At 65.1% G+C, this 23067-nt stretch carries 18 protein-coding genes; 5 read left to right on the top strand and 13 right to left on the bottom strand.

The genetic code is table 11. The features are described from left to right. Positions 1–30: 30 nt before the first annotated feature. The 4 genes from AB6M95_RS03835 to AB6M95_RS03820 all read right to left on the bottom strand — a co-directional run bounded on the left by AB6M95_RS03835 (position 31) and on the right by AB6M95_RS03820 (position 5533). Positions 31–1128 carry a linear amide C-N hydrolase gene (locus AB6M95_RS03835; protein ID WP_371385410.1) on the bottom strand — a complete coding sequence of 366 codons (1098 nt, stop codon included), beginning with the start codon at positions 1126–1128 and terminating at the stop codon, positions 31–33. 66 nt (positions 1129–1194) lie between these two features. Continuing rightward, positions 1195–3444 carry a vitamin B12-dependent ribonucleotide reductase gene (locus AB6M95_RS03830; RefSeq protein ID WP_371385409.1) on the bottom strand — a complete coding sequence of 750 codons (2250 nt, stop codon included), beginning with the start codon at positions 3442–3444 and terminating at the stop codon, positions 1195–1197. 297 nt (positions 3445–3741) lie between these two features. Then, positions 3742–5049, bottom strand: coding sequence for a MerR family transcriptional regulator (locus AB6M95_RS03825; protein ID WP_371385408.1), 1308 nt, complete (start codon positions 5047–5049; stop codon positions 3742–3744). A 22-nt stretch (positions 5050–5071) separates the two neighbouring features. After that, a complete protein-coding gene (locus tag AB6M95_RS03820) occupies positions 5072–5533 on the bottom strand; it encodes an SRPBCC family protein (protein ID WP_371385407.1) in 462 nt (153 codons plus the stop codon). 182 nt (positions 5534–5715) lie between these two features. Between AB6M95_RS03820 and AB6M95_RS03815 the strand changes: the two genes are divergently transcribed. Further along, positions 5716–6888, top strand: coding sequence for a pyridoxal phosphate-dependent aminotransferase (locus tag AB6M95_RS03815; protein ID WP_371385406.1), 1173 nt, complete (start codon positions 5716–5718; stop codon positions 6886–6888). 921 nt (positions 6889–7809) lie between these two features. On the opposite strand, the gene AB6M95_RS03810 is transcribed toward AB6M95_RS03815, so the two are convergent. Next, the gene (locus tag AB6M95_RS03810) at positions 7810–8139 is read right to left on the bottom strand and encodes a carboxymuconolactone decarboxylase family protein (protein WP_014323249.1); all 330 of its coding nucleotides are present in this window, start codon (positions 8137–8139) and stop codon (positions 7810–7812) included. A gap of 241 nt (positions 8140–8380) precedes the next feature. Then, positions 8381–10909 carry an ATP-binding cassette domain-containing protein gene (locus tag AB6M95_RS03805; RefSeq protein ID WP_371385405.1) on the bottom strand — a complete coding sequence of 843 codons (2529 nt, stop codon included), beginning with the start codon at positions 10907–10909 and terminating at the stop codon, positions 8381–8383. 165 nt (positions 10910–11074) lie between these two features. Between AB6M95_RS03805 and AB6M95_RS03800 the strand changes: the two genes are divergently transcribed. Then, positions 11075–13666, top strand: coding sequence for a SpoIIE family protein phosphatase (locus AB6M95_RS03800; protein ID WP_371385404.1), 2592 nt, complete (start codon positions 11075–11077; stop codon positions 13664–13666). Between the two features lie 20 nt (positions 13667–13686). Continuing rightward, positions 13687–14019: an STAS domain-containing protein gene (locus AB6M95_RS03795; protein WP_371385403.1), complete on the top strand. Its 333-nt coding sequence runs from the start codon at positions 13687–13689 to the stop codon at positions 14017–14019. Between the two features lie 135 nt (positions 14020–14154). Here AB6M95_RS03795 and ada read toward each other — a convergent pair whose 3' ends face one another. From ada to radA, 7 genes are all read right to left on the bottom strand, one after another. Further along, positions 14155–15222 (bottom strand): bifunctional DNA-binding transcriptional regulator/O6-methylguanine-DNA methyltransferase Ada, encoded by a 1068-nt coding sequence (ada, locus tag AB6M95_RS03790; protein ID WP_371385402.1) that lies wholly within the window; start codon positions 15220–15222, stop codon positions 14155–14157. A gap of 134 nt (positions 15223–15356) precedes the next feature. Next, positions 15357–15830 carry a LysM peptidoglycan-binding domain-containing protein gene (locus tag AB6M95_RS03785; RefSeq protein ID WP_371385401.1) on the bottom strand — a complete coding sequence of 158 codons (474 nt, stop codon included), beginning with the start codon at positions 15828–15830 and terminating at the stop codon, positions 15357–15359. Positions 15831–15894: 64 nt separating this feature from the next. After that, on the bottom strand, positions 15895–16653 hold the full coding sequence (locus AB6M95_RS03780) for a hypothetical protein (RefSeq protein WP_371385400.1): 759 nt from the start codon (positions 16651–16653) through the stop codon (positions 15895–15897). A 19-nt stretch (positions 16654–16672) separates the two neighbouring features. Beyond that, a complete protein-coding gene (locus AB6M95_RS03775; RefSeq protein ID WP_371385399.1) occupies positions 16673–18094 on the bottom strand; it encodes a sensor histidine kinase in 1422 nt (473 codons plus the stop codon). 4 nt (positions 18095–18098) lie between these two features. Then, positions 18099–19439, bottom strand: a complete 1341-nt coding sequence (locus AB6M95_RS03770) for a phosphoglucose isomerase-related protein (RefSeq protein WP_371385398.1) — start codon at positions 19437–19439, stop codon at positions 18099–18101. 142 nt (positions 19440–19581) lie between these two features. Continuing rightward, positions 19582–20052, bottom strand: coding sequence for a DinB family protein (locus AB6M95_RS03765; RefSeq protein ID WP_371385397.1), 471 nt, complete (start codon positions 20050–20052; stop codon positions 19582–19584). A gap of 9 nt (positions 20053–20061) precedes the next feature. Further along, positions 20062–21384 (bottom strand): DNA repair protein RadA, encoded by a 1323-nt coding sequence (gene radA / locus AB6M95_RS03760; protein WP_371385396.1) that lies wholly within the window; start codon positions 21382–21384, stop codon positions 20062–20064. Positions 21385–21502: 118 nt separating this feature from the next. On the opposite strand from radA, the gene AB6M95_RS03755 reads away from it, so the two are divergent. Further along, complete coding sequence (locus AB6M95_RS03755) at positions 21503–22198, top strand: AzlC family ABC transporter permease (protein WP_371385395.1); 696 nt, start codon at positions 21503–21505, stop codon at positions 22196–22198. Next, positions 22191–22514: an AzlD domain-containing protein gene (locus tag AB6M95_RS03750; RefSeq protein ID WP_371385394.1), complete on the top strand. Its 324-nt coding sequence runs from the start codon at positions 22191–22193 to the stop codon at positions 22512–22514. Before AB6M95_RS03755 ends, AB6M95_RS03750 begins: the two co-directional genes overlap by 8 nt. The last annotated feature ends 553 nt before the right edge of the window (positions 22515–23067 follow it).

Here is a 23067-nt window from a genome sequence, read left to right as displayed (position 1 = left end):
GGCTTTTCTTTTTTTCGGGGCGGGTGGATTCTACCGGGCTCCGGCGTCAAGGAACGCGAACGGTTTCACCGGGGCGCCCAGCCGGGCGGCGTCGCCGGAAAACGGTTTGCCGTCGACCAGCAGGACGGAGCCCTGTGTCAGGCTGATTTTTTGCGTCGAGGCCTTGGGCGAGAAATCGATCTCGTCCAGGGGAATCCAGACAAGGTAAGGGCTGCGCGGGGACTCGAAGTAGTAGACCTTGTTCTTCTGGTCCGAGACCGCGCGCCATTGCGTCGAACTGATGTTGGGTTGGCCCGGCGTGGTGATGCCCAGGGGCACGGACACGTTGCGGATCACGCCGAACGCGCTGGCCAGCGCCTCGTTGATGTCGGCGGTCTGCGGAATCGCCTTGATGTAGAAGGAGGCCCGGACAAAGCGGTCGCTCGCCCGGTTGGTACCGGGGAGCATGGTGGTCCCGCCGATGGCGTCCCAGTAGGCCGTCAGGGCGAGCTGCTGGTCGAAGGTGGGCGAGTTGGTCATGACCTGGAACCGGCGGCCGTGATGGATGACCAGGCGGCCGTCCAGGTATTCGAATATGGCCGAATCGCCGCTCGGGTCGGAGATCGCCAGGTGCGCGGTCCCGGCGTGTCCGTCCGGGGTGCTGGGCGCGGCGATGTAGAACGCCGCCTTGCGCAGCTCCTCCACCGCCTCGGCCACGGTGGCGAAGCTGTCCAGGACGTATTGGCCCCAGGCCGACAGGGACAGGGCCTTCTTGCCCGGGACCGGCTTACCGTAATCGGATTCCGCCAGATAGAGGACGTTGGCCACCAGGCCGGCCTCGTTCATGCCGTCGATGGTGGTCACGTCCCATCCGGCCACGGTCACGCTGCCGTATTTCGACGTCCAGCGGAGGGAATCCGCTCCGGCGGCACCGTCCCGTTCGATCCCCCGGGGGTAGATCCAGAGGTTCGAGTGTTGCGAGCCCGCCCAGTCGTTCGAGCGGGTCGTGATGACGGTATCCTTCGGGCCGAGATAGGTGGCCCGGCTGCAGGCGGACGCCTCGCGCGGGCGGGCCAGCAGAACCACCGCGAATACCGCCAGGGCCGCCACCAGGCCGAATACCGGCAGATTGCTTGTCGTCAGATGCATCGTATAAGCTCCTTCATGACGTCTACGGAATGTCGTGTCCGGTGATCCGCACCCTGCGGGGCGGCGTTAGCCGCCGCACTTGGTATAGGCGCAGGATTTGCACATGTGGCAGCCTTCCTCGAAGACCAGGGGCTCGCCGCATTCGGGGCAGAGCTCGCGGCCCAGGGAGGCGACTCCGCCGTCCACGTGGTCGCCGCTCAGGTAGCGGGATTCGAACACGTAGGCGATGGCGTCCGGGATGGACTTGACCAGGTGCTTCTTCATGAATTTCGGGTTCTCGCCGCCGATGCCCTTGAGCTGCTGGACGATCTCGCGGACCTCCACGCCGGAGCGCAGGGCCAGGGAGACCAACCGGCCGATGGCCTCGGCCTTGGCGGTGATGGAGCCGCCGGACTTACCGATGGTGGCGAAGACCTCGAACGGCTTGTTGTCCACCTCGTTGACGGTCAGGAAGAGCATGCCCAGGCCGGTGGGGATCTTCTGGGTGAAGCCGTAGATGACGTCCGGGCGGTCCTTGACGATGGACCGGCCCTTGGCGGCCTCCTCCTTTTTCTTCTCGGCCTCGCCGGTGCACAGGACCTGGGAGGTCTTGGACCCGTCGCGGTACACGGTCACGCCCTTGCAGCCGTACTCGTAGGCCTTCCAGTAGATATCCCAGATGTCTTCCTTGGTGGCGGAACCGGGCAGGTTCACGGTCTTGGAGACCGCGTTGTCCGTGTATTTCTGGAAGGCGGCCTGCATCTTCAGGTGCCAGATGGGCTCCACGTCCATGGAGGTCACGTAGACCGAGCGCAGGTGCTCGGGCAGGTGATCCATCTTCTTGATGGAGCCGACCTTGGCGATCTCCTCCATGAGCTTGCCGGAGTAGGCGTCGGCGTTTTTCAGGGCGGCCTCGAAGTACTGGTTGGTCTCGACCAGCTTGTCGTTGTCCATGACGTTGCGCACGAAGGACAGGGCGAAGAGCGGCTCCACGCCGGACGAGCAGCCCGCGATGATGGACAGGGTGCCGGTGGGCGCGATGGTTGTGGTCGTGGCGTTGCGGTACGGGCCGAGGTTGGCCGCGCCGAAGGTGGACTCGGGATAGGTCGGGAACTGGCCGCGTTCGGCGGCCAGCTGTTTGGAGGCGCTGCGCGACTCGGCCTGGACGAACTTCATGACCCGCTCGGCCATGTCCACGGCGGTCTGGGAGTTGTAGGGAATGTTCAGCTGGTAGAGCAGGTCGGCCCAGCCCATGACGCCCAGGCCGATCTTGCGGTTCTTGCGGACCGTGTCGGTGATCTGCTGCAGCGGGTAGACCGAGGCGTCGATGACGTTGTCCAGGAAGCGCACGGACAGGTGGATGATCCGTTTGAGCTCGTCCCAGTCGATCTCGGAGTCCTTGCCGTTCTTGCCCTTGGCGAAGCACAGGCCGAGGTTGATGGAGCCCAGGTTGCAGGCCTCGTAGGGCAGCAGGGGCTGCTCGCCGCACGGGTTGGTGGATTCGATCTCGCCGAGCGTCGGGGTCGGGTTGTCGCGGTTGATGCGGTCCAGGAAAACGATGCCGGGGTCGCCGGACTCCCAGGCCTTCTGGACCAGGATGTTGAAGACCTCGCGGGCGTTGAGCTTGCCCACGGCCTGGCCGGTGTTGGGCGCGATCAGGTCGAAGTCCGCCTTTTCGTGCACGGCCTGCATGAAGGCCTCGGTCAGGCCCACGGACAGGTTGAAGTTGTTCAGGTCGCCGTCGCGCTCCTTGGCCTTGATGAACTCCATGATGTCCGGGTGGTCGATGCGCAGGATGCCCATGTTGGCCCCGCGCCGGGTGCCGCCCTGCTTGATCTGCTCGGTGGCGCAGTTGAAGATTTTGAGGAAGGACAGCGGGCCCGAGGCCACGCCGCCGGTGGAGCCGACCACCGAGTCCTTGGCCCGCAGGCGGGAGAAGGCGAAGCCCGTGCCGCCGCCGGACTTGTGGATCATGGCCGCGTGCTTGACCGCGTCGAAGATGCCCTCGATGTCGTCCTCCACGGGCAGGACGAAACAGGCGGCCAACTGGCCCAGGCCGGTGCCCGCGTTCATCAGGGTCGGGGAGTTGGGCAGGAAGCGGTAGGAGGTCATCAGGTCATAGAAATCCCGGGCCAGCTTGGCGGGCTTGGTGGAGGAGTTCTCGTACTTGGCCTCCTCCGCGGCGATGGCAGAGGCCACCCTCCAGAACAGCTCCTTGACCGTCTCGTAGACGATCCCTTCCGTGTCCTTGCGCTGATACCTGCGCTGCAAAACTATCTTTGCGTTTTCATTGATGATCGGGTCCGGAAGATTGGCGGGCATTTTGAGTTCTGGCATGAGGAAACCTTTGTAACTGATTAAAATACTTAAAAATTATTGGTAGTCGCAACGACGATAGTTGCTGGCGTTAGAGAATGTCTAGACTACAGAAACCGGTCTAAAAACGCCAGCCAAAATTCGGTTTCACGAACAAAAAACCGGGGAGCCCGCATGGTCCGGGAGTTCCCGGCCGGGGCGACAGGTGAGAATCAGTACTATTTCAAAGTCGTCTTGTCGAGGGCGAAGATTCTGTCGCCGCAGGGGGAGAAAAAGGCCCCCGCGCCGGAGACGCGGGGGCCGGTTCGGTCAGCCGGTCTAGGACGGTTTGCGGAAGACGTGGAACTGGTAGCCGTATGCGCCGGGATGGCGGCGGTAGAGGGCGATCTCGTGGCGGGTCATGTCGATGATGGCCCGGCCGTCCGGGTCGTCGCCGTAGACCGGCTCGATGGCGTCCAGCCGCGCCTCCACGTCGCTGTAGAAGGCGTCCCAGCAGGCCGCGTCGATGGTGAAGCCGCCGAGCACGTCATAACCCGCCTTGCGTGCGGCTTCATTGTTGGCCTCGGCGGTGCGCATGGCCGGGTAGCCCCGGGCCCAGAACTCGCGCAGTTCTTCCGGCGCGGACTCGGGGGCGATGAGCCAGACCGCGTCCGTGATGCACAGGCAGCCGCCGGGCTTGAGGAATCGCTTCCACTGGGCGAGGGCCTTGTCCACGCCCAGAATGTAGGCCGCGCCCTCGCACCAGATCAGGTCGAAGGATTCGGGCTCGGCCCGGATGTCGCCCATGTCCATGACCGCCGCGATGACCCGGTCGGCCACCCCGGCCGCCTTGGCGCGTTCGATCAGCGCGTCGAGGAAGGGCCGGTACACCTCGGTGGCCGTGACCGTGCCGCCGGAGATTTGCGCCAGGGGGATGGTCGCCCCGCCCGAGCCGCAGCCGAGTTCCAGGATCTCCGGCTTGTCCGGCAATCCCCGGCACAGGCGGTAGGCCCGTTCGGTCATGGCGTGACTGCCCGGACCCTCGCGGTCCAGCCCCTCGTATATCTTGAAGAACAGTTCCATAAATCTTCCTGACTCCCTGTTGAGGTTGAGGATTTCGTGGGGCGCGGCGGCCATGGCCCGGATGGCCGATATCTCGGGGGGCGGGATGCGCAGGGCGCGTAGGAAGAGCTCGTGCTTGTCCGGGTCGCTGCGCTCGAAGCGGACGTGCCAGTTGCGCATGTCCGCCTCGGTGAACCCGGCCGAGGCCAGCAGGGAGACCCAGGTGGCCTTGTCCATGGCCTCGGCCTCGGCCAGCAGGTCGGCCCGGCCGAGCAGTCCGGCCACCAGACGCTGCTGCTCCCGCAGCCCGTCCATCTCCCGGTTCAGCTCCCTGAGCCGGTTCTCCAGCGCCCCGGCCACCGAGGTCCCGGCGTGCCCGTCGAGCATGCGCCGGATCTCGTCCAGGGCGATGCCCGCCCGCCGGTACTCGCGGATGCGCGCCAGCCGGGCGTCGTCCGCGTCCGAGTAGTGCCGGTACTCGCCCTTGGCGTGGCCGGTCGGGCGCAGCAGCCCGATGCGGTCGTAATAGAGCAGGGTCGAGCGCGACAGCCCGTGCCGCTTGGCCAGTCGTCCCACCGTGTACATGTCCGCGTGCTCCTTTCGTGTCTTAGGTCAGCATTTCGCCGGTTGCCAGATAGTGGCCGAGCATGCGCTCGAGCAGCGCCGTCTGGGCGGCGAAGGTTTCGGGCTTGCCGTCGAGCCCTTCGTTGCCCGCCTCGGTCAGGGCCGTGACGTGGTGCGTCCAGGTCAGCCGGGTCCCGCCGCCCTCGGGCGAGAGCCCGATGACGAAATGGATGACCCGGTCCGGGCCCGTGCGCACGAACTCCAGCCGTTTACACGGCTCGTACCGGCTGGTCAGCCAGACCTCGGGCCCATGGTCCGGGAAATCGGTGCGAAACACGCAGCCGAGTTCGTTGACGCCGGATTCGCTGCGCAGAACCTCGCAGCGCCAGTGGGCGATCCAGTCGTATTCGCGCACCGGGCAGAGCAGGGGCCAGATGGCCTCGGCCGGATGATCCAGAAACATTTCAGCCGAAACCGTGAGGTGTCCGGGGGTGAATTCAGCCATGATCCTCTCCTTTTGGTTGGTGGTTGCTCCGTCATGGCTGCACTGTGAACCCATAGACAGGTCAAGCCGCTCGGCAACTTTTTTCCCGAGAGGGGAAGAACGCGATTTACCTCCGATTTTTTTTAGTCTATTGGCAAACCAGCGGTCCTGTACATCAATCATACTATAAAGTGAGCTTTTCCATGCGAATTTCCGAACGTCTGGCGAGAATCAAGCCGTCCGCCACCTTGGCGGTGAACACCAAGGCGCTGGAGCTGCAGGCCCAGGGGCGCGAGATCATCAGCCTGGCCGTTGGTCAGCCCGATTTCAGCACCCCGGTCAACGTCTGCGAGGCGGCCAAGGCGGCCCTGGACGACGGCTTCACCCGGTACACCGCCGTTCCCGGCATCCCCGAGCTGCGCGAGGCCGTGGCAGGGTACTACGGAAGGTTTTACGGCGCCAAGGCCGAAGCGGCCAACGCCATCGTCTGCAACGGCGGCAAGCAGGTCCTGTACAACCTGATCATGGCTCTGGTGAACCCCGGCGACGAGGTGCTCATCCCGGCCCCGTACTGGGTCAGCTACCCGGCCATGGTCCAACTGGCCGACGGCGAATCCGTGTTCGTGCCGACCACTGCCGACGACGGCTATCTGGTCACCCTGGAGGGGCTGGAGGCCGTGCGCACGGACAGGACCAAGGTGCTCATCCTCAACTCGCCGTCCAACCCCACGGGCTGCTGCTACACCCAGGTCCAGGTGGAGGCCATCGCCGAGTGGGCGCGCAAGCATGATATCTTCATCATTTCGGACGAGGTCTATGACCGGCTGGTCTACGCCCCGTTCGAGCCCGTCTCCCTGGCCAAGACCTGGGAGATGTACCCCGAGACCATCGCCATCGTGGGCGCGCTGTCCAAGTCGTTCTGCATGACCGGCTGGCGCGTGGGCTACGCCCTGGCCCACGAGGACCTGGTCAAGGCCATGACCAAGATCCAGGGGCAATCCACGGCCAACATCAACTCCATCACCCAGCGCGCGGCCCTGGCCGCACTGACCGGCCCGTGGGACATCGTGGAGGAGATGAAGCGGTCCTTCGTCCGCCGCCGCGACCTGGCCTACGAGATCATCACCGGCTGGGGCGCGACCTGTCCCAAGCCCGACGGGGCGTTCTACCTCTTCCCGGTGTTGGACAAGTTCTACACCGACGACGCGCCGGACTCGGCGGCCATGTGCACCAAGATTCTCGAAGAGGTCGGGGTGGCCCTGGTGCCGGGATCCGCGTTCGGCGACGACAAGTGCATCCGCTTCTCGTACGCCGTGGACGACGAGGTGCTGAAGTCGGCCCTCGCCAAGGTGGGGTCGGTGCTGCTCGGGAAATAGGCCGGGCATCACGGTCTCGTCGAAATTGAGAGATAAGGAAGGCCGCCCGTTGGGGCGGCTTTTTTTGTGGGATAAGATGCGCGGCTGCGGCACGCGAGAGCCGCCGTGCGGGCTGCGCCCGCACTTGCTCCATGCCCTGCGCGGGCGGCGGTTCTTTTTTGCTTGCCCAAAAAAGAACCAAAAAAGGGCCTTGCGCGCGGTGTGGCCGCCCGAGGGATCGCCGGCGAGAATCCGATCCGCTCGGGGCGGCTCCACACCGGGAAAAGTAGAGGGCGCACCTTTCCGGAAGGCGAGCCGCTTTGGAAGTACGCCGGGTCCCGTGGGGAGAGCCGCCACCCCTTCGCGGTCGGCTTCTAGGCCGTCGATCCAGGGCTCGAGCCAGTTTGCTCCTCTTCGGTCTTTCGGATGTGGCGAGCGTGGATTATCGGGAGGGTGCACTTCCGTTTGTGACGCCCTGCAAAGAGAGCCGCTGTTGGACGCGGGGCGTCCAAGGCGCTCCACTGAGCTTGGAAGGGCTGGGGGCCGAGCGTGATGACGGGCCAAACGCGAGGGGCTGAGACAACTTACAGCGACGGACAATCGGAAGCGGGGCCTAGAGCCCGTGCCCGGCGGCGAAGCGCAGGCTGGATCGCGTCTGCGCAGCAGACATCCACCCAGCCAGCGAAAGCCGCTACGGGCTCTTGGCTCCGCTTCCGCGAACTAGTCCAAAAAGCGCAGTTTTTGCTTCCTTTTTTCTGCGCCAGCAAAAAAGGAAGTCGCCGTAAAGGCGAAACACCGAGTAGGGAGAACGCGCACTCCCCCACCGCGCATGCGCGCAATCCAAATGGAGCTCCTCCCTTCCCCAAAAAAACAAGACGGCGCGCCATGCTCATGCACGGCGCGCCGTCTTGTCTCGGCATCGGGGGGGCGGGGCCCCGCCTGCTATTCGTACAGCTTGTCGAGCTCTTCGTACACGTAACGCATGTACATCATCTTGGGGGAGCCGCCCATGGCTACCGCAAGCAACCCCGCGTCGATGATCTCGTCCTTGGTCGCGCCGCAGGTCACCGCGTTCTGCACGTGGAGCGAGATGCACATGTCGCACTGGGACAGGATGGAGCAGGCGATCAGGATCAGGGACTGGTACTTGTCCTCGATGGCGCTGCCCTTCTTGATGGCGGCGGTGAACCCCTGGTACGCCTTGAAGACGTTGCGGCGGTTCTTATTCATCTGGCGGAAAAGTTCAGTCGCTTTTTCAGCGGGTTCCGGCATTGCGGCTCCTTGATTAGTAGAGTCCGGTCCAGGAGAACGTCTCCTGGACCGGGCCTATGAGAGGGAGAGAGTCCCGATTGGGTTGACCATTGGGTACATTCAAAAAATCAGGCTGTAAAGCGGAAAAAAGAGGAAAAAAATGTCTTTTTGAAGAATATTGTTGCGGATTTTTTCAAATGGACAACCGATTCCGCGTCTTAGGGCGGAATCGGCCGATTTCGCTTTCCCTTCGGAAAGGGGGCTAGTCTTCCTTGCCGTGGACCAGGGTGTAGAGCGCGCCCTTGCGGTCCAGAAGCTCCTGGTATTCGCCCTGTTCGACGATGCGGCCCGCCTTGAGGACCACGACCTTGTCGTAATAGGGCAGCATGTCCAGGCGGTGGATGACCGCCAGGACCGTGGACTTGCCCTTCCAGTTGGTGGTCAGGATGTTCTGCACCCGGGCCTGGGACTTGTTGTCCAGGGCGGCCGTGGCTTCGTCCAGGATGAGCACGGGCGGGACCTTGAGGAAGGCCCGGGCCAGGGCCACCTTCTGGCGCTGTCCGCCGGACAGCCGGTCGCCCATGGAGCCCACCTGGAAGTTCAGGCCCATCTCCACCACGGGCTCGAGCGCGCCCTGCATGATCAGGGCCTGCATGATCCGGTGGTTCAGTTCCTCCTCGGCCCCCTGAGCGTCGGTACGCACGCGGCCGAACAGGATGTTGTCCTGGATGTTCAGGGCGTCGATGTACTTGTCGTGGGTGAAGAAGGTGAAGGAGCCGGGGTAGCGATCGGTGACCAGGTCCATGAAGTCCTGGCGGGAGCGGACCACGCGGTTGGCGAAGCCCTTGTCCAGAACCACCTGTTTGTGGATGCCGGGGATGAATCCCATGGCCAGCTTGACGATCAGGCCCTGCTCCTGTTCGGACAGAGGCTCGCCAGAATCCAGGCGGTTGGCCACCTTCTGGTAGTCGCCGTACTCGGCCTCGGGGATGGGACAGTTGCGGAAGTCCTCGTGGATGGGCTCGGGGCCGAGCTCATCCGTGACCACGCGGGCCAGGGTCTCGCCCAGGACGGTCAGGTGCGCGCTCAGCCCGTGGTTCTCCAGGAACGTCTGGAACTCGGGATGGGCGTGCAGGTGCTCCTGGTCGAAGGGCTCCATGTTGGCCGCGCCGAAGGCGATGTTCTCGGCCACGGTCATGTACTGGGAGTAGGACTCCATGTCGAAGAATTCGATGTGCTCGGCCACGTCCGCGTACATGCCCGCCTCGCCTTCCTGGAACTCCTTGCGCGAGGCCAGGATGGCCTCCTTGAGGGTCTGGCTGTCGGCCTCGGGGTCCAGCCGGGAGCGCAGGGCGAAGGCCAGCACGTCGGTGAACAGCCCCACCTGCTGGGTGATCTTGATCAGGTCGTCCAGGCTCGGCTCGTCGCCGCCCGGACAGTGCCCGCCCTGCATGGCCAGGGAGCGGCAGGAGTAGAGCAGGTTCTCCTTGACCGTGCCGTCGAAGATGAACGGGTGCTGGGCGACCATGCCCAGGTTGTAGGAGATGTCCTGCTTGGTCAGCTCCGCGACCTCGCGGCCGCCGAGCAGGACGCTGCCGCCCGTGTACTTGTAGAGCTGGGCCACGCACAGGGCCAGGGTGGACTTGCCCGAGCCCGAGAAGCCGACCAGGGCCACGTGCTCGCCGCCCTTGATCTTCAGGGAGACGTTGTCCAGCAGCCGGACGTTGCCGCCGACCACGAAGGATAGGTTGCGGATCTCCACGTCGTTATCCAGATGGTAGGGGTCGCGCCCCTCGGTGAACTGCTTGAACTCGGGGGCGTGGTCGAAGGCGCGCATGATCTGCTTGTAGCGCACGGAGCTGTCCTGGTAGACCTGCCAGAACTCCATGAGCTCCTTCCACGGGTCGTAGAGCTTCTCGTAGGCGGACAGGAAGGCCACGATGGCGCCCACGTCGAACCGGCCCTGGATGGCGTACCAGCCGCCGATGAGGAAGAGGACGAACGGCCCCAGGCTCATGAAGAAGTTGTTCACGAACTTGATGCCGAACTTGATGCCGTTTTGCAGCACCGTGGCCTTGTAGAGCTTGTCCAGGATCTTGGAAAAGCGCTTTTTCTCCAGCGGGATGGACGCGTTGGAGTGGACCTCGTGCACGCCGGAGATGGCCTCGCCCACCAGCCCGGAGAGGGCCTGGGTGTGCTTGATGCGGCGGCGATTGGCCCGACGGAAATATGTCTGGATGCGCGGCAGGACCGCCAGCTCTATGGGGTAGATGGCGATGGAGATCAGCCCGATGGTCGGGTTGAGGTTGATCATGTACCCGGCCATGGCCAGGAAGGTCAGGACGTTGACCGCGGGCACGGCCACGGCCTGGCCGATGAATGTGGCCACCGGGATGAACTCGGTGATCAGGTACGAGATGACGTTGCCGGGCGAGGTGCGGCGGTAGAACTGCACGGGCAGGGAGAGCAGGTGTTCGTAGAGCCGCTCGCGGATGTACTTGAGGGCCCGCTCCCCGATGTGCACCTGCATCAGGTTGATGACGAACTTGAGAATCGCGGCCAGGGTCACGGAGCCGATGTACAGGGCGCTGTAGCGCCACAGGGCCGGGACGTCCTTCATGCCGATGGCCTGGTTGATGATCCTTTTCTGCATCTCCAGCGGGACCACGCGCATGGCCACGGTGATCACGATGATGCCCACCACGATCAACTGCAGCGGGACGCTCTTGTACAGGACCCAGGAATAGAGGGAGGTTTTGGTGATGCGTTTTTGTTCGTTGGGGTGCGGCATGGGTCATCCGTTTTTCAGGTTCGCGACTTTTCGGGTATAAACGGTCCGTGTCCCTTTTCCAAGCATTATAATGGAAATGGAAGGCTGGGCGGTGGACATCTCCCCCTCATCTGTGGTCAAACGGCAAGAGCGGCGCAAACGGCGGTGAGGCGTCCGGAAATGCGTATGAAGATATCCCTCAGATTGAAATTCTTTGCGGTCCTCCTGGCCTTCAGCCTGGCGCCCATCTTCATCTCGCGCGGGCTCATGAGCAATGCCTCCCGCGACGTCATCGAGGAAACCGGAAACCAGACCCGGCGCGAGCTCCTGGGCATCATGTCCAACGAGTTCGAGTACACGGCCTCCTCGCTGCTGTCGCTGATGGAGCGCGGTTCCCAGGCCATGCGGCTGGCCACCATCGGCGTGGCCCGCGAGGTGGAGGACGCCATGAGGAAGACCCCGGCCGCAGGCGGTCCGGCGCCCTTCATGGCCAACGACTTCGGCGACCCGGACCTGACCCCGCCCGACGCGGCCCGGCGGCAGGGCTACTCCCGGCGGACCATGGAGAACGGGCAGGAGCTCATCCAGGTCAGCTTCGACCACCCCACCTTCCACCTGGCCGTCCACGTGGACGAGCGGGCCGTGGAGCCCGAGATGCGCCGCCTGCTCCTGGCCATGCCCGGCATCAAGACCATCTTCCGGAACCTGGCCAAGGCCCCGTTCTGGATCAACGTGGTCATGGAGTCCGGGGTGATGATGACCTATCCCGGCCACGGTCGGCTGCCGATCCGGTACGACGCCCGCCTTGAGGAGTGGTACCGCAAGGCGCGGGACACGGACGACTGCCGGTGGTACCACACCGTGGACCCGGCCAGCCGGTTCGTCGTCAACAAGGTGGCCTTCCCCCTGCGTGACGCGTCCGGCCGTTTCATCGGGGCCGTGTCCCTCGACATCCCAGCCCACACCATGATGCCGGGCGAACGGCTCGAGGCCCGCTGGGGGGGCGAGGTGCGCACCTTCCTGGTGGAGCGCATCCCCGAGGGCCAGCCCACGGACAAGGGGTTGCCCATCCTGGTCCAGCTCGAACCCAACGAGAAGGGCCGCCGCCACTGGAGGAGCGCGGTGGAGCAGGAGTACCTGACCTTTGACGAGCCCGTGGGCTACGAGATTCTGCTCCACGCCCTGGACACCCGCGACTCCGGCGTGGTGGACGTCTCCTACAAGGGCGCGCCGTCCCTGTGCGCCTTCGCCTCCACCGACACCTTTTCGTTCCTGGTCATCGCGCCCAAGACCGTGGTGGCCAAGCTGCCCAATGAGGTCGCCGGCACCCTGCAGAACCTGTTCACCGAAATGCGCGTCCTGGCCTCGATCATTTCCGGGGTCATGCTGCTCGTCACCGGGCTCATCGCCTGGTTCGGCTCGCGGGCCATCACCAAACCCCTGTTCGGCATCGTCGCGGTGGCCCGGCGGCTGACCCGGGGCGATTTCTCCGCGCGCATCGATCAGCGCACCGGGGACGAGCGCGACGACCTCATCCAATCGATCAACGAGATGGGGCCCAAGCTCAAGGAGCTGATGCACCTGAACCGGGACATGGAGGTGGCCCAGGAGGTCCAGCGGCTGCTGCTGCCGGGCGCGGAGCCGGAGCTGTCCGGGTTCGACATCTCCGGGGGCATCCTCTACTGCGACAAGACCGGCGGCGACTACTACGATTTCCTGAAGGTCTGCCGCAGGGAGCCCCCCTGTCTGGCCGTGGTCGTGGGCGACGTGTCCGGCCACGGCATCCCCTCGGCCCTGGTCATGGCCGCGGCCAGGGGCCAGCTGCACACCCTGTCCAACGTCGAGATGGTCCCGCACGAACGGATGGGCGCCATCAACCGGGTGCTCGCGCACGACCTGGACGGCACCGGGCGGTTCCTGACCCTGTTCTATCTCCAGCTGACGGCGGACTCGGGCCGGGTCCGCTGGGTCCGGGCCGGGCACGACCCGGCCATACGCTACACCCCGGACACGGACTCGTTCGGCGAGCTGCACGGCGAGGGGCTCCCGCTGGGCGTGGTCGAGGACTACGCCTACGAGACCAGCGAGGCCACGCTCGCGGAGGGCGAGGTCCTGGTCATGGCCACGGACGGCGTGTGGGAGGCCCGCAACGGTGATGGTGAAATGTTCGGCAAGAAGAGAATGCTTGCCATCATCAGGGAGAACGCCCATAAATGTGCGGAGGACATCCGCCTGGCCATGATGGCCGCGGTGGAGGCCTTTCAAGGGAACGGCCAGGAGGACGACATCGCTGTCGTCGTGGTCAAGAAGGGAACAGGCGGCGCGTCCATGGCTCGGCATTCCATCTCCTTTCGCATGACCAACAAGGAAAACTGCTTCAAGTGCTTCCAGCCCAAGGTGGAAGCCTTCGGGATTGAGCACGGCCTGCACCCCAAGATCATCTTCCACCTCACCCTGGTCCTGGACGAGTTGATCACCAACATCATCTCCTACGGATACGCCGATTTCAACGTGCACCCCATCGACGTGACCATCGCCCTTCAGGGCGACCGGCTGACCATTCGCGTGGAGGACGATTCCGAGCCCTTCAACATCCTGGAGGCCCCGGATCCCGAACTGGACCTGCCTCTGGACCAGCGCACCAAGCCCGTGGGCGGCCTGGGCATCCACCTGATCAAGAACATGGTGCACGGCATTCATTACAAACGGGAAAACGGCAAGAACGTGCTGACCCTGCACAAGGACATCAGCAAGACCCACTGCCCGGTGCAGGGCTAGGGACCATAGGGAGGGAGAGAATGGCTTTGAATCAGATCGACGAAGGCGGGGTGGTCATCCTCGCCGTGGACGGCAACCTCGACGGCGAGGGCACCCAGGCCCTTGAGGAGAAGGTCCTGGGCCTGCTCGAAAACGGCACCACCAAGCTGTTGTTCGACTTTTCCGGCCTGGACTACATCAACAGTTCGGGGCTGCGCGTATTGGTCCTGGCCTACCAGCGCCTCAAGAAGAACTCCGGCCTGGTGGCCATCTGCGGCGTCAAGGACTACATCCAGGAGGTCTTCGAGGTCTCCGGATATGACAAGATATTCCCGCTTTATCCGAACAGGGGCGACGCCCTCTCGGGCATGTAGCCGCGCCATCGCGGGCCACGGATCGTTTTCTGCGGCATGGAATCGGCCGCGCTCCGAAATGGGGCGCGGCCGCTTTTTTATGGCCAAAGGCGCATGTCCGGCGCGGCCGCGGCGGCTCCTTGCGATGCCGCCCGCCTATTCCGGTTGCCCTTCCATGTCGAGCAGCCGCCTTTTCCTGTCCAGGCCCCAGCGGTAGCCCGCCAGCGCGCCGGACTTGCGCAGGACGCGGTGGCAGGGGATGGCCACGGCCAGGGGGTTGGCGGCGCAGGCGGCGGCCACGGCGCGGACGGCCCGGGGGGCGTCCAGAGCGCGGGCCACGTCGGTGTAGGTCCGGGTCTCTCCGACCGGGATGCGGGCAAGCTCCCGCCAGACGCGCTGCTGGAAGGCGGTGCCCTGGATGTCGAGCGGCAGGTCCAGGCCCTGGTCCGGGCGGCGGACAAAGGCGGCCACCTCGGCGAGCAGCGGGGCGAGGTCGTTTTGTGCGTCGCGCAGGTCGGCCTCGGGGAAGCGTTCGCCCAGGGCCTGGATCAGGTCCTCTCGGGAATCGCCGAACTCGATGGCGCAGACGCCCTGGTCGGTGAAACCGGCCAGGACCAGGCCGAGGAAGCAGTCGGCGGTGGCGAAGCGGATGGTCAACCCCTTGCCGCCCCGGCGGTAGGCGGCGGGCGGCATGCCCAGGGTTTGGCCTGCGTGTTCGTAGAACCGGCTCGGCGCGCCGAAGCCCGCCGCGTAGATGGCCTCGGTCACGGACCGCCCCTGGGCCAGCGCCTCGCGGACCCGCTCGTCGCGCACCGCCTGGGCGTATTCCTTGGGCGTGATTCCGGTGCGGGCCTTGAACAGGCGCTGGAAATGGGACGGGCTCAAGCCCGCCTCGCGGGCCAGGTCCTCGAGGGACGGCGGGGGCGCGTCGTCGGCCAGGGATCGTTCGATGGCCCGGCAGGCGGCGGCCACGCGGGCGGACCGCATGTCCTGGTGTGCCGGGTCGTCCGGACGGCAGCGTTTGCACGGGCGATACCCCGCCCGCTCGGCCTGTGCCGGGGTCTCGAAGAAGCGCACGTTGTCGGGGTTGGGGGCGCGGGACGGGCAGCCGGGGCGGCAGTAGATGCCGGTGGTGGCGACGGCGTAGACGAACCCCGAGGCCGAGGCGTCGCGGTCCAGGACCGCCCGGAGGCGGTCGTCGTATGGTGATTGCTTGCTGTTCATGGCTGAAAGATAGCCGCAAGCGCCGGGCAAAACCATCCGTTTCTTGCGCCGCAATCAGGAACGCCGGGGGCCAACGAAAAAACCCGCCCGTCCACAACGGACGGGCGGGCCTGTATGGCTGGTGAGGCTGGCCTTTAGAAGCTGTAGCCGAGCGCCGCGCGCATTTCGGCGGGGATGACGGCATCCTGGCCGGGCTCAAGGGCCTTCCAGGGCGCACCGGCTTCCTTGCGGGAGGCCTTCACTTCCTCAAGGTCGAACCCGTAGCGGGGCACATCGAACTGCTGGCCGGGGTAGATAAGATCGGGGTTCTTGATCTTGTCGCGGTTGGCCTTGTAGATCATGGGCCACATGAAGGGATCGTTGTACACGTGCTTGTACTCGGAAATCCACCACAGGCATTCGCCCTTGGTCACGGTGTGGGTAACAGGCAGCGCGTCGTACTCGGCCTTGTACACGGCCATGGGATCGACCACGGGCGCGGGGGCGGTCTCGACGACGACTTCCTTTTCTTCGACCACAACCACTTCGGGTTCGGTCTGCACTTTTTTGGAACAACCCCAGGCGAACATGACGCACAGGGCGATTGCCAGTAAAATCAGCTTTTTCATCAACGGCCTCCTCAGATAAAGCTCGTTTCAAAAGTTCCAGCTAAACGCTGGTTCATGTATGAATTCAATTGGACCAATTATCAATAATTTTCTTTTCTTGCAACACCATTTTGCTGGAAGGGTTTTCCTTGAGCGCCTCACCCACGGCATGGGCCGCCTCGTCCACCCAGCCGCCCAGACGCAGGGACTGGCTGGCCAGGATGTACATGCGCTCGCGCTCGTGCCCGTAGATGGCGAAGAGCAGCCCCTCGTACTCGTCGGCGAACACGGCGCGGACCAGATCGTTCTGGGAGAAGATGTACCGCGCCAGCAGCACGTTGTCGCTGTAGCGGTGCAGGTAGTAGGGGAGCAGTTGGCGGCACTTGGCGATGATGAACCGGATGCGGGCGATCTCGCGGCGCATGGACTCCTCGGTCTGGTTGAGGACCTGGAAGAGCTGTCCGGTGACGTCCTTTTCCGAGGCGTTCAGGTCGCCCTCGTACAGGCGGTGGAACCAGGGCGCGTAGTTCTGTTTCTGGTAGGCGTCCTCCTTGAGCTTCAGGGTCTCGTGGAAGATGTAGCCCAGTGCCCAGTCCAGGAACTGGCCGCCCAGCTGGGCGTGGGGGTCGTTGCGGAAGACGTGGTGGGCCGTGTCCTTCATGCGCCAGAGCAGCCCCTTGTTCATCTCGGTGCCGACCAGGTCCTTGAGCACGTCGAACTCGACGGTGCCGTCCTCGTCGAAGCGGATGAACTGCTGCTCCAACTGGTCGCAGGCCTGGCAGAAGAACTTGAACAGGTCCCGGACGAACTCCGGGTGCTTGGCCTGTATCCATGCTTTCGACATTGTCTTGCGCTCCTTGGGATTAGGCGGGGAAGATGACATCCACCCGCGCGCCGCCCTCTTCGGCGTTGCTCAAGGCCATCTCCGCGCCGTGGCTCTCGAAGATGGTCGAGACCAGGGCCAGCCCCAGGCCGGTCCCGGTGTCCTTGGTGGTGAAGAACGGGTCGCGCACCTGGTCCAGGTGGGCGGGGTCGAAGCCGGGCCCGGTGTCGACCAGGGTCACGTGCAGGCCCTTCTCGCCCCGGGCCGCCCGGATGGACAGCTCGCCCGGTCCGTTCATGGCCTGGAGTGAATTGGCCACCAGGTTGTAGAAGGCGCGGTAGAGCAGGTCCTTGTCGCCCCTGGTCGTCATGTCGCCGTCGAACTCGCGGTCCACGGTCACGCCGAGCTTCTCGCACTCGGGCTCCAGGAAGACGGCCACCTGGTCGAGGATGGACTTGACGTCCACGTCGTGCATGGCCGGTTTCTTGGGCCGGGCGTAGTCCAGGAACTCCGTGACCGTGCGCGACAGCCGCTTGGCCTCCTCGTGCAGGGCCTCGAGGATGCGCACGTTGGAGTTGTTCTCCTTTTTCGCCTTTTTCAGGATCAGCTCGGAGCTGGAGCAGATGATCCCCAGCGGGTTGCGGATCTCATGGGCCACGCCCGCGACCATGCGGCCCATGCCGGCCAGCTTCTCCTGCTGTTGCAGCTCGAAGATGAGCCGCTCCTTTTCGCGCAGCTGCCTGTTGGACAGCCGCTCGGCCCGGCGCAGCACGGTCAGGACCAGGAAGAAGAGGACCAGGGAGGTGACCAGGGAGAAGGCGATGATCAGCCGCTCGAAGTTCAGCGTGGCCAGGTAGTCGGCGGTGATGTCCTGCTGGAACTCCAGGATGCCCATGATCGGGTTGGCCTCCATGTCGGTCAGGCTGCGCTCCACCCGCAGGGGATAATAGGCGCGCAGGACCATGGAGCCGGGATCGAGATCGACCCGGAACAGGGAGGCGATCTTGGAGACCTTGGCCAGGATCTCCGCGCTGAACCCCTGGGTATCCCAGGTCTTGGTGACCATGTAGTCGGCGTCGCCCTTGTCGCCGACCTCGTCCTTGTTCAGCGAATAGGTGATGTTCCCCTCGCGGTCGTAGATGCGCAGACTCGACACGTGGAAGCTGTGGATGGTCGAGCGGACCACCTTGTCCATGGCGGCCGCCTGGTCCTCGTTGCGCAGCCGGATGGCCCCGAAGTTCAGCACCGTGGGGATGACGAAGCGGGTGAACAGCTGGTGGCTGACGTTTTCGGCCAGGAGCAGGGCGAAGGCCTCCTGCTTTTCGAGCAGGGTCTGTTCCGCGTACTTGGAAATGAAGAGCGACAGCAGCAGGCTGAAGCTCAGGATGATGACCAGCAGGGTCCAGGAGATGACCCGGACGAACTGGAGCGGGCTGCCGCCTTCCTCGCGATTATTCGGCAATGACTCAGAACTCCCGTAAATCTCGTTGTGCGGTCAGAAAACCGTTCAGGTCGGCCTTTTCCTCGGCGAGCCCGTCCGCGTTCATGCGCGCCTTGGCCAGCCGTTTGCCCAGCTCCACGGCGGGCTGGTCCAGGGGGTTGATGCCCATGAGCCAGCCGGTCAGGATGGTGGCCGCGCCGAGCAGTCCGATGAGCTTGCCCGCCTGTCTCGGTCCGTCCGTGCCCACCCGGATTTCCACCAGGGGCACGCCGTTCTTCGACAGGGCCATGCGCGTGCCCAGCCCCTCGGCCTGGATCAGCTCGCCGAAGTCCTTGCCCCGGACGTAGGCGAACTGGTCGGGCAGGTCGGCCGGGAACTTCGGTCCGGCGGGCAGGGACGGGCAGGTCAGGAACAGGCACGCCTTGTTGCGCACGCCGTCCATGAACATCTGGTTCACCGAGTGCTGGTCGGTCACGCCCACGGCGGGCACGGGCTGGCTGCCCTTGCCTTTCTTGCCGAGCGATTCGGCCCACAGCTGGGCGAACCAGTCCCCGAAGCTTGCCCACAAGGGGATATAGGCGAAAAAGATCATCTCCGTAAAGCCCTTGTCCATGAGCGCCGCGCCCCAGGCGGCCAGGCGGAAGGCCTGGGTCTTGGCCAGGGTTTCGCCGTTCAGCTCGGGGTCGGCCAGGACGTCGGCCACCTCCCGCGCTCCGGCCAGGAGGGCGTCGATGTCCATGCCCAGGAACAGGGCCGGGACCAGGCCCACGGCCGAGAGCACCGAGTAGCGCCCGCCGAGGTTGTCGGGCACGGGCAGAGCCTTGATGCCGTAGGCCTCGACCTCGCCGCGCAGGAACCCCTGCTTCTCGTCGGTGACCAGGAGCATGTGGCCGGCCCAGGCGTCGCCGAGCCGCTCCTTCATCCACTCCTTGATAATGAAATACTGGCCCACGGTCTCGATGGTCCCGCCGGACTTGGAAACCGTGACCACCACGGTCTTTTCGGGCGGGAGCCTGTCCATGTAGTCGGACAGCGCGTAGGCGTCCACGTTGTCCGCGATCCACAGCCACTTGCCGTCGTGGCCGGGGCGGTCCTGGCCGGGGTGGAAGGCCTTCTGCAGGGCGCGGGCGCCCAGGGCCGAGCCGCCGATGCCGAGCAGGAGCATGTGCTCGAACCCGTCGAGATACCCCTTGAGCCCGGCCAGCTGTTTCTTCAGCGCGGCTTCATAGGGCATGGTCAGGAAGGGCAGCCTGCCCGCGCCGGTCTCCTCGCGCAGGCGCGCGGCCATGTCGTCCGCCTTGTCTTGGTACGCCGCCATATCCAGTTGGTCGAGGTCCGCGTTGGTCCAGTCGAGTATGTCAGCCATGTCTTCCTCCGGATAGGGTCTTGTCTTCATGGGGTCGCGCGTCGGGCGCGATCAGGCCTGATGGTGCCGGATACCATACGGCACACTGTGGCCGAGAATACCATTATTTTGGAAAAATGTAAGGGCGCGCCCCGCGATCGGCTCAGGCGGGCGGCAGGGGGTCGCTGACCTCGGCCAGCCGCCGCGCGTAATGGGCGGTGTGCAGGGAAAGGTGCTCGTAGTAGTCCCGGACCAGGAATTCCAGGGTTAGGGGCTTGCCCTGCGACGTCCACCGGTTGCCCAGGGCCGCCTCGGGCGTGGTCGCGGCCAGGTGGAGCAGGAGCGCGTTGTACCGCCGCCAGAGGTCGGCGAGGGCGGCGAAGTCGAACCCGTCGTATCCCTGGGCCGCGACCCAGGCCTCGGCCTCGTAGCCCGGGAAGGCGTCGAGGTCGCCCAGGCGCAGCCGCGCGAACCGCTGGTGGTTGTTGGAGGCGGAATCCACCAGATGCCCGACGATCTCGGTCAGGGGCCAGGCGTCGGGCACGGGCCGGATGTGCGCCACCTCCGCCGGGGTCGCCGCGAGCAGCCGGTCAAAGGCGTCCACCTTCCCGCGCATGGCCGTGAGTTCGAACATCGTATCCTCCTAGTGTTTGCCGAAGAGCAGCCGTTGCAGGTCGGCCAGGGTCGGGGCGGTGGCCGAATGGCAGACCGGACCGTGGCCCAGCCGTCCGGCCTGCTTGAGGCGCACGTCGTGGGCGGCCACCGGGCGGACCTGTCCGTTCAAATCGATCTCGCCCCAGAAGACCGAGGCCTCGGGCAGGGGCTGGTCGTAGAAGGACGACATGACCGCGGCCACCACGGCCAGGTCCAGGCCGGGGTCCCTGGAGGCCAGCCCGCCGGTGATCTTGGCGTAGATGTCATGGCCGCTCAGGTTGAGCCGTAACCGTTTTTCGAGCACGGCCAGGAGCAGGTTCAGCCGGTTGGTGTCGAAGCCCAGCGCCGTGCGCCTGGGGATGGTCAGGAAGGACTTGGAGACCAGGGCCTGGACCTCCACGGCAAAGGGCCGCTGCCCGTCCACCGCCAGCGCCATGGCCGTGCCGGACAGGGACGGGTCCCGCGCGCCCAGGAAGAAGGTCGCCGGGTCCTCGACCACTTCGAGCCCCTGTTCCTTCATGGTGAAGACGATGAGTTCGTCGCTCGGCCCGAACCGGTTCTTGAGCACGCGCAGGATGCGCGAGAAGTGCTTGCGGTCGCCCTCCAGGTACAGGACCGTGTCGACCATGTGCTCGAGCAGCTTGGGTCCGGCGATCTGGCCGTCCTTGGTCACGTGGCCCACCAGGATGAGGGTGGTCCCGCACTTCTTGGTCTTCTCCACCAGCTCGCTCGACACGGCGCGCACCTGGCTGACCGAGCCGGGGATGCCTTCGGCCAGGGGCGAGGCCAGGGTCTGGACCGAGTCCACGATGAGCAGTTCCGGCGGGTTCGGCCCTTCGAGCACGGCCAGCCCGTCCTCGACCTTGTTGGTGGCCATGGCCATCAGCCCCGGCCCGAGCAGGCCGAGCCTGCCCGCCCTGGACTTGAGCTGGGGCAGGGATTCCTCGCCCGAAAGGTAGACCGCCGTGTGCCCCAGCCGCGCCTGGCTGCCCGCCAGCTGCAGCAGCAGGGTGGACTTGCCGATGCCCGGCTCGCCGCCCACCAGGATGGCCGCGCCCGGCACCAGCCCTTCGCCGAGCAGGTGGTCCAGGGAGGGCAGCCCGGACGGCCGGGCCCCGAGGTGTTCGCTCTCCAGCTCCTCCAGGAGCTGCGGCGAGGACTGCGACGCGGCCGCTCCCACCGGGACCGAACTTTTTTTCGAAACGGTCACGGCTTCGAGCGTGTTCCATTCCTTGCAGGATGGGCACTGGCCCTGCCAGCGGGGGGACTGCGCGCCGCAGGCGGCGCAACGGTAGGTTTCCTTGGTTTTCATATGGTGAGTATCCCGCCATTCGCAGGCAAAAGTCCAGCCCGGGAATGAGGTTGCACAATTAAGGCGTTGACGGCGGCCGGGCCGGGCTGTATCCCCATTGATCGGCGGATCAACATACATGAACGACATCAGACATTCCTTCCTGTCCGGGGCCCGCGACTCCATTCCCATCCTGCTCGGCATGGTGCCCTTCGGGCTCATCTGCGGCGCGGTCAGCGTGGGCGCGGGCATGTCCCCGTGGGGCGCGCTGGGCTTCACCTGGGCCATCAACGCGGGGGCCAGCCAACTGGCGGCCCTGCAACTCATGGAGCACCACGCCTCCCTGGCCGTGGTCATACTCACCGGGCTGATCATCAACCTGCGGTTTTTCATGTACTCGGCATCCATCGCCCCGCACCTGAAGAGCATGCCTCTGCCGGGCCGGGCCCTGCTCGGCTTCATCCTGTCGGACCAGGCCTACGCCCTGTCCATCGCCCGCTTCAGCCGGGATGACAAGACGGAGATCAGCAAGCCGTTCTATTATCTCGGCGTGGGTTTGGCCATCTGGGGCTCCTATTCCATCGGGGCCGTCCTCGGCGCGTCGGTGGGGACCTTCATCCCGCCCGCCTGGGACCTCGGTTTCGCCGTGCCCCTGACCTTCATCGCCGTGGTCGTGCCCGCCATCAAGGACCGGCCGACGACCCTGGCCGCCCTGGCCGCCGGAGCCGTGGCCTGGTTTGCCGACGGGCTGCCCTACAACCTCGGCCTGATGGCCGGAGCCGTGACCGGCATCCTTCTGGGATACGCCGCCGAAAGGAGGCTCGCCCGTGACTGATGCGTCCGACTTCTGGCTGGTGGCCGTCCTGCTCGGGCTGGGCACCTTCCTGATCCGTTTCTCCTTCATCCTCATCGTGGACAAGGTCGCCTTTCCCGAGGCGGTGGTCCGCATGCTGCGCTTCATCCCGGCCTCGGTCCTGCCCGCCATCATCGTGCCCGCGGTGCTGCTGCACGGCACGGACGGCGGCCCGGTCGGCCTGGCCCGTCCGGTGGCCGCCCTGGTCGCGGTCCTGGTGGCCTGGAAGACCCGGAGCATTCTGGTGACCATCCTCAGCGGAATGGGGGTGCTCTGGCTCTTGCGAGCCGTGCTGTAGCTCCTTTTGGATTGCGCGCATGCGCGGTGGAAGAGCGTGCGTTCTCCTTTCGTTGTTTTTCGCCTTTACGGCGACTTCCTTTTTTGCTGGCGCAGAAAAAAGGAAGCAAAAACTGCGCTTTTGGGCCATCTTGCGGAAGCAGGACCTAGAGCCCGTAGGCGGCTTTCGCGGGCTGGATAGATGTCTGCTGCGCAGACGTGATCCAGCCTGTGCTTCGCCGCCCGAGACGGGCTCTAGGCCCCGCTTCCGATTGTCCGTCGCTGTAAGCCGTCTCATTCCATCGCGTCTGATCCGTCATCCCGCCCCCGACAAGCCCTCCCAAGCTCGCTGGAGCGCCTTGGACGCCCCGCGTCCAACAGCGGCTCTTTTTGCAGGGCGTCCCGAACCCAGGCGCACCCTCCCGATAATCCACGCCCGCCACACCCGAGAGACCGAAGAGGAGCAGACTGGCTCGATCCCTCGGGCGGCCACACCGCGCGCAAGGCCCTTTTGGGGTTCTATTTTGGGCAAGCAAAAAAGAACCGCCGCCCGCGCAGGGCATGGAGCATTGCGC

The organism is Pseudodesulfovibrio karagichevae (assembly GCF_041414475.1).
Taxonomy (GTDB): Bacteria; Desulfobacterota; Desulfovibrionia; order Desulfovibrionales; family Desulfovibrionaceae; genus Pseudodesulfovibrio; species Pseudodesulfovibrio karagichevae.
Note: the sequence above shows the minus strand (reverse complement) of the source record. Positions and strands in the feature narration are given on the sequence as shown.

Bases quoted from the DNA above. Each gene is read 5' to 3' on its own strand.
- AB6M95_RS03835 (WP_371385410.1), bottom strand. From the start codon at position 1,128: ATGCATCTGACGACAAGCAATCTGCCGGTATTCGGCCTGGTGGCGGCC.
- AB6M95_RS03830 (WP_371385409.1), bottom strand. From the start codon at position 3,444: ATGCCAGAACTCAAAATGCCCGCCAATCTTCCGGACCCGATCATCAAT.
- AB6M95_RS03825 (WP_371385408.1), bottom strand. From the start codon at position 5,049: ATGTACACGGTGGGACGACTGGCCAAGCGGCACGGGCTGTCGCGCTCG.
- AB6M95_RS03820 (WP_371385407.1), bottom strand. From the start codon at position 5,533: ATGGCTGAATTCACCCCCGGACACCTCACGGTTTCGGCTGAAATGTTT.
- AB6M95_RS03815 (WP_371385406.1), top strand. From the start codon at position 5,716: ATGCGAATTTCCGAACGTCTGGCGAGAATCAAGCCGTCCGCCACCTTG.
- AB6M95_RS03810 (WP_014323249.1), bottom strand. From the start codon at position 8,139: ATGCCGGAACCCGCTGAAAAAGCGACTGAACTTTTCCGCCAGATGAAT.
- AB6M95_RS03805 (WP_371385405.1), bottom strand. From the start codon at position 10,909: ATGCCGCACCCCAACGAACAAAAACGCATCACCAAAACCTCCCTCTAT.
- AB6M95_RS03800 (WP_371385404.1), top strand. From the start codon at position 11,075: ATGAAGATATCCCTCAGATTGAAATTCTTTGCGGTCCTCCTGGCCTTC.
- AB6M95_RS03795 (WP_371385403.1), top strand. From the start codon at position 13,687: ATGGCTTTGAATCAGATCGACGAAGGCGGGGTGGTCATCCTCGCCGTG.
- ada (WP_371385402.1), bottom strand. From the start codon at position 15,222: ATGAACAGCAAGCAATCACCATACGACGACCGCCTCCGGGCGGTCCTG.
- AB6M95_RS03785 (WP_371385401.1), bottom strand. From the start codon at position 15,830: ATGAAAAAGCTGATTTTACTGGCAATCGCCCTGTGCGTCATGTTCGCC.
- AB6M95_RS03780 (WP_371385400.1), bottom strand. From the start codon at position 16,653: ATGTCGAAAGCATGGATACAGGCCAAGCACCCGGAGTTCGTCCGGGAC.
- AB6M95_RS03770 (WP_371385398.1), bottom strand. From the start codon at position 19,439: ATGGCTGACATACTCGACTGGACCAACGCGGACCTCGACCAACTGGAT.
- AB6M95_RS03765 (WP_371385397.1), bottom strand. From the start codon at position 20,052: ATGTTCGAACTCACGGCCATGCGCGGGAAGGTGGACGCCTTTGACCGG.
- radA (WP_371385396.1), bottom strand. From the start codon at position 21,384: ATGAAAACCAAGGAAACCTACCGTTGCGCCGCCTGCGGCGCGCAGTCC.
- AB6M95_RS03755 (WP_371385395.1), top strand. From the start codon at position 21,503: ATGAACGACATCAGACATTCCTTCCTGTCCGGGGCCCGCGACTCCATT.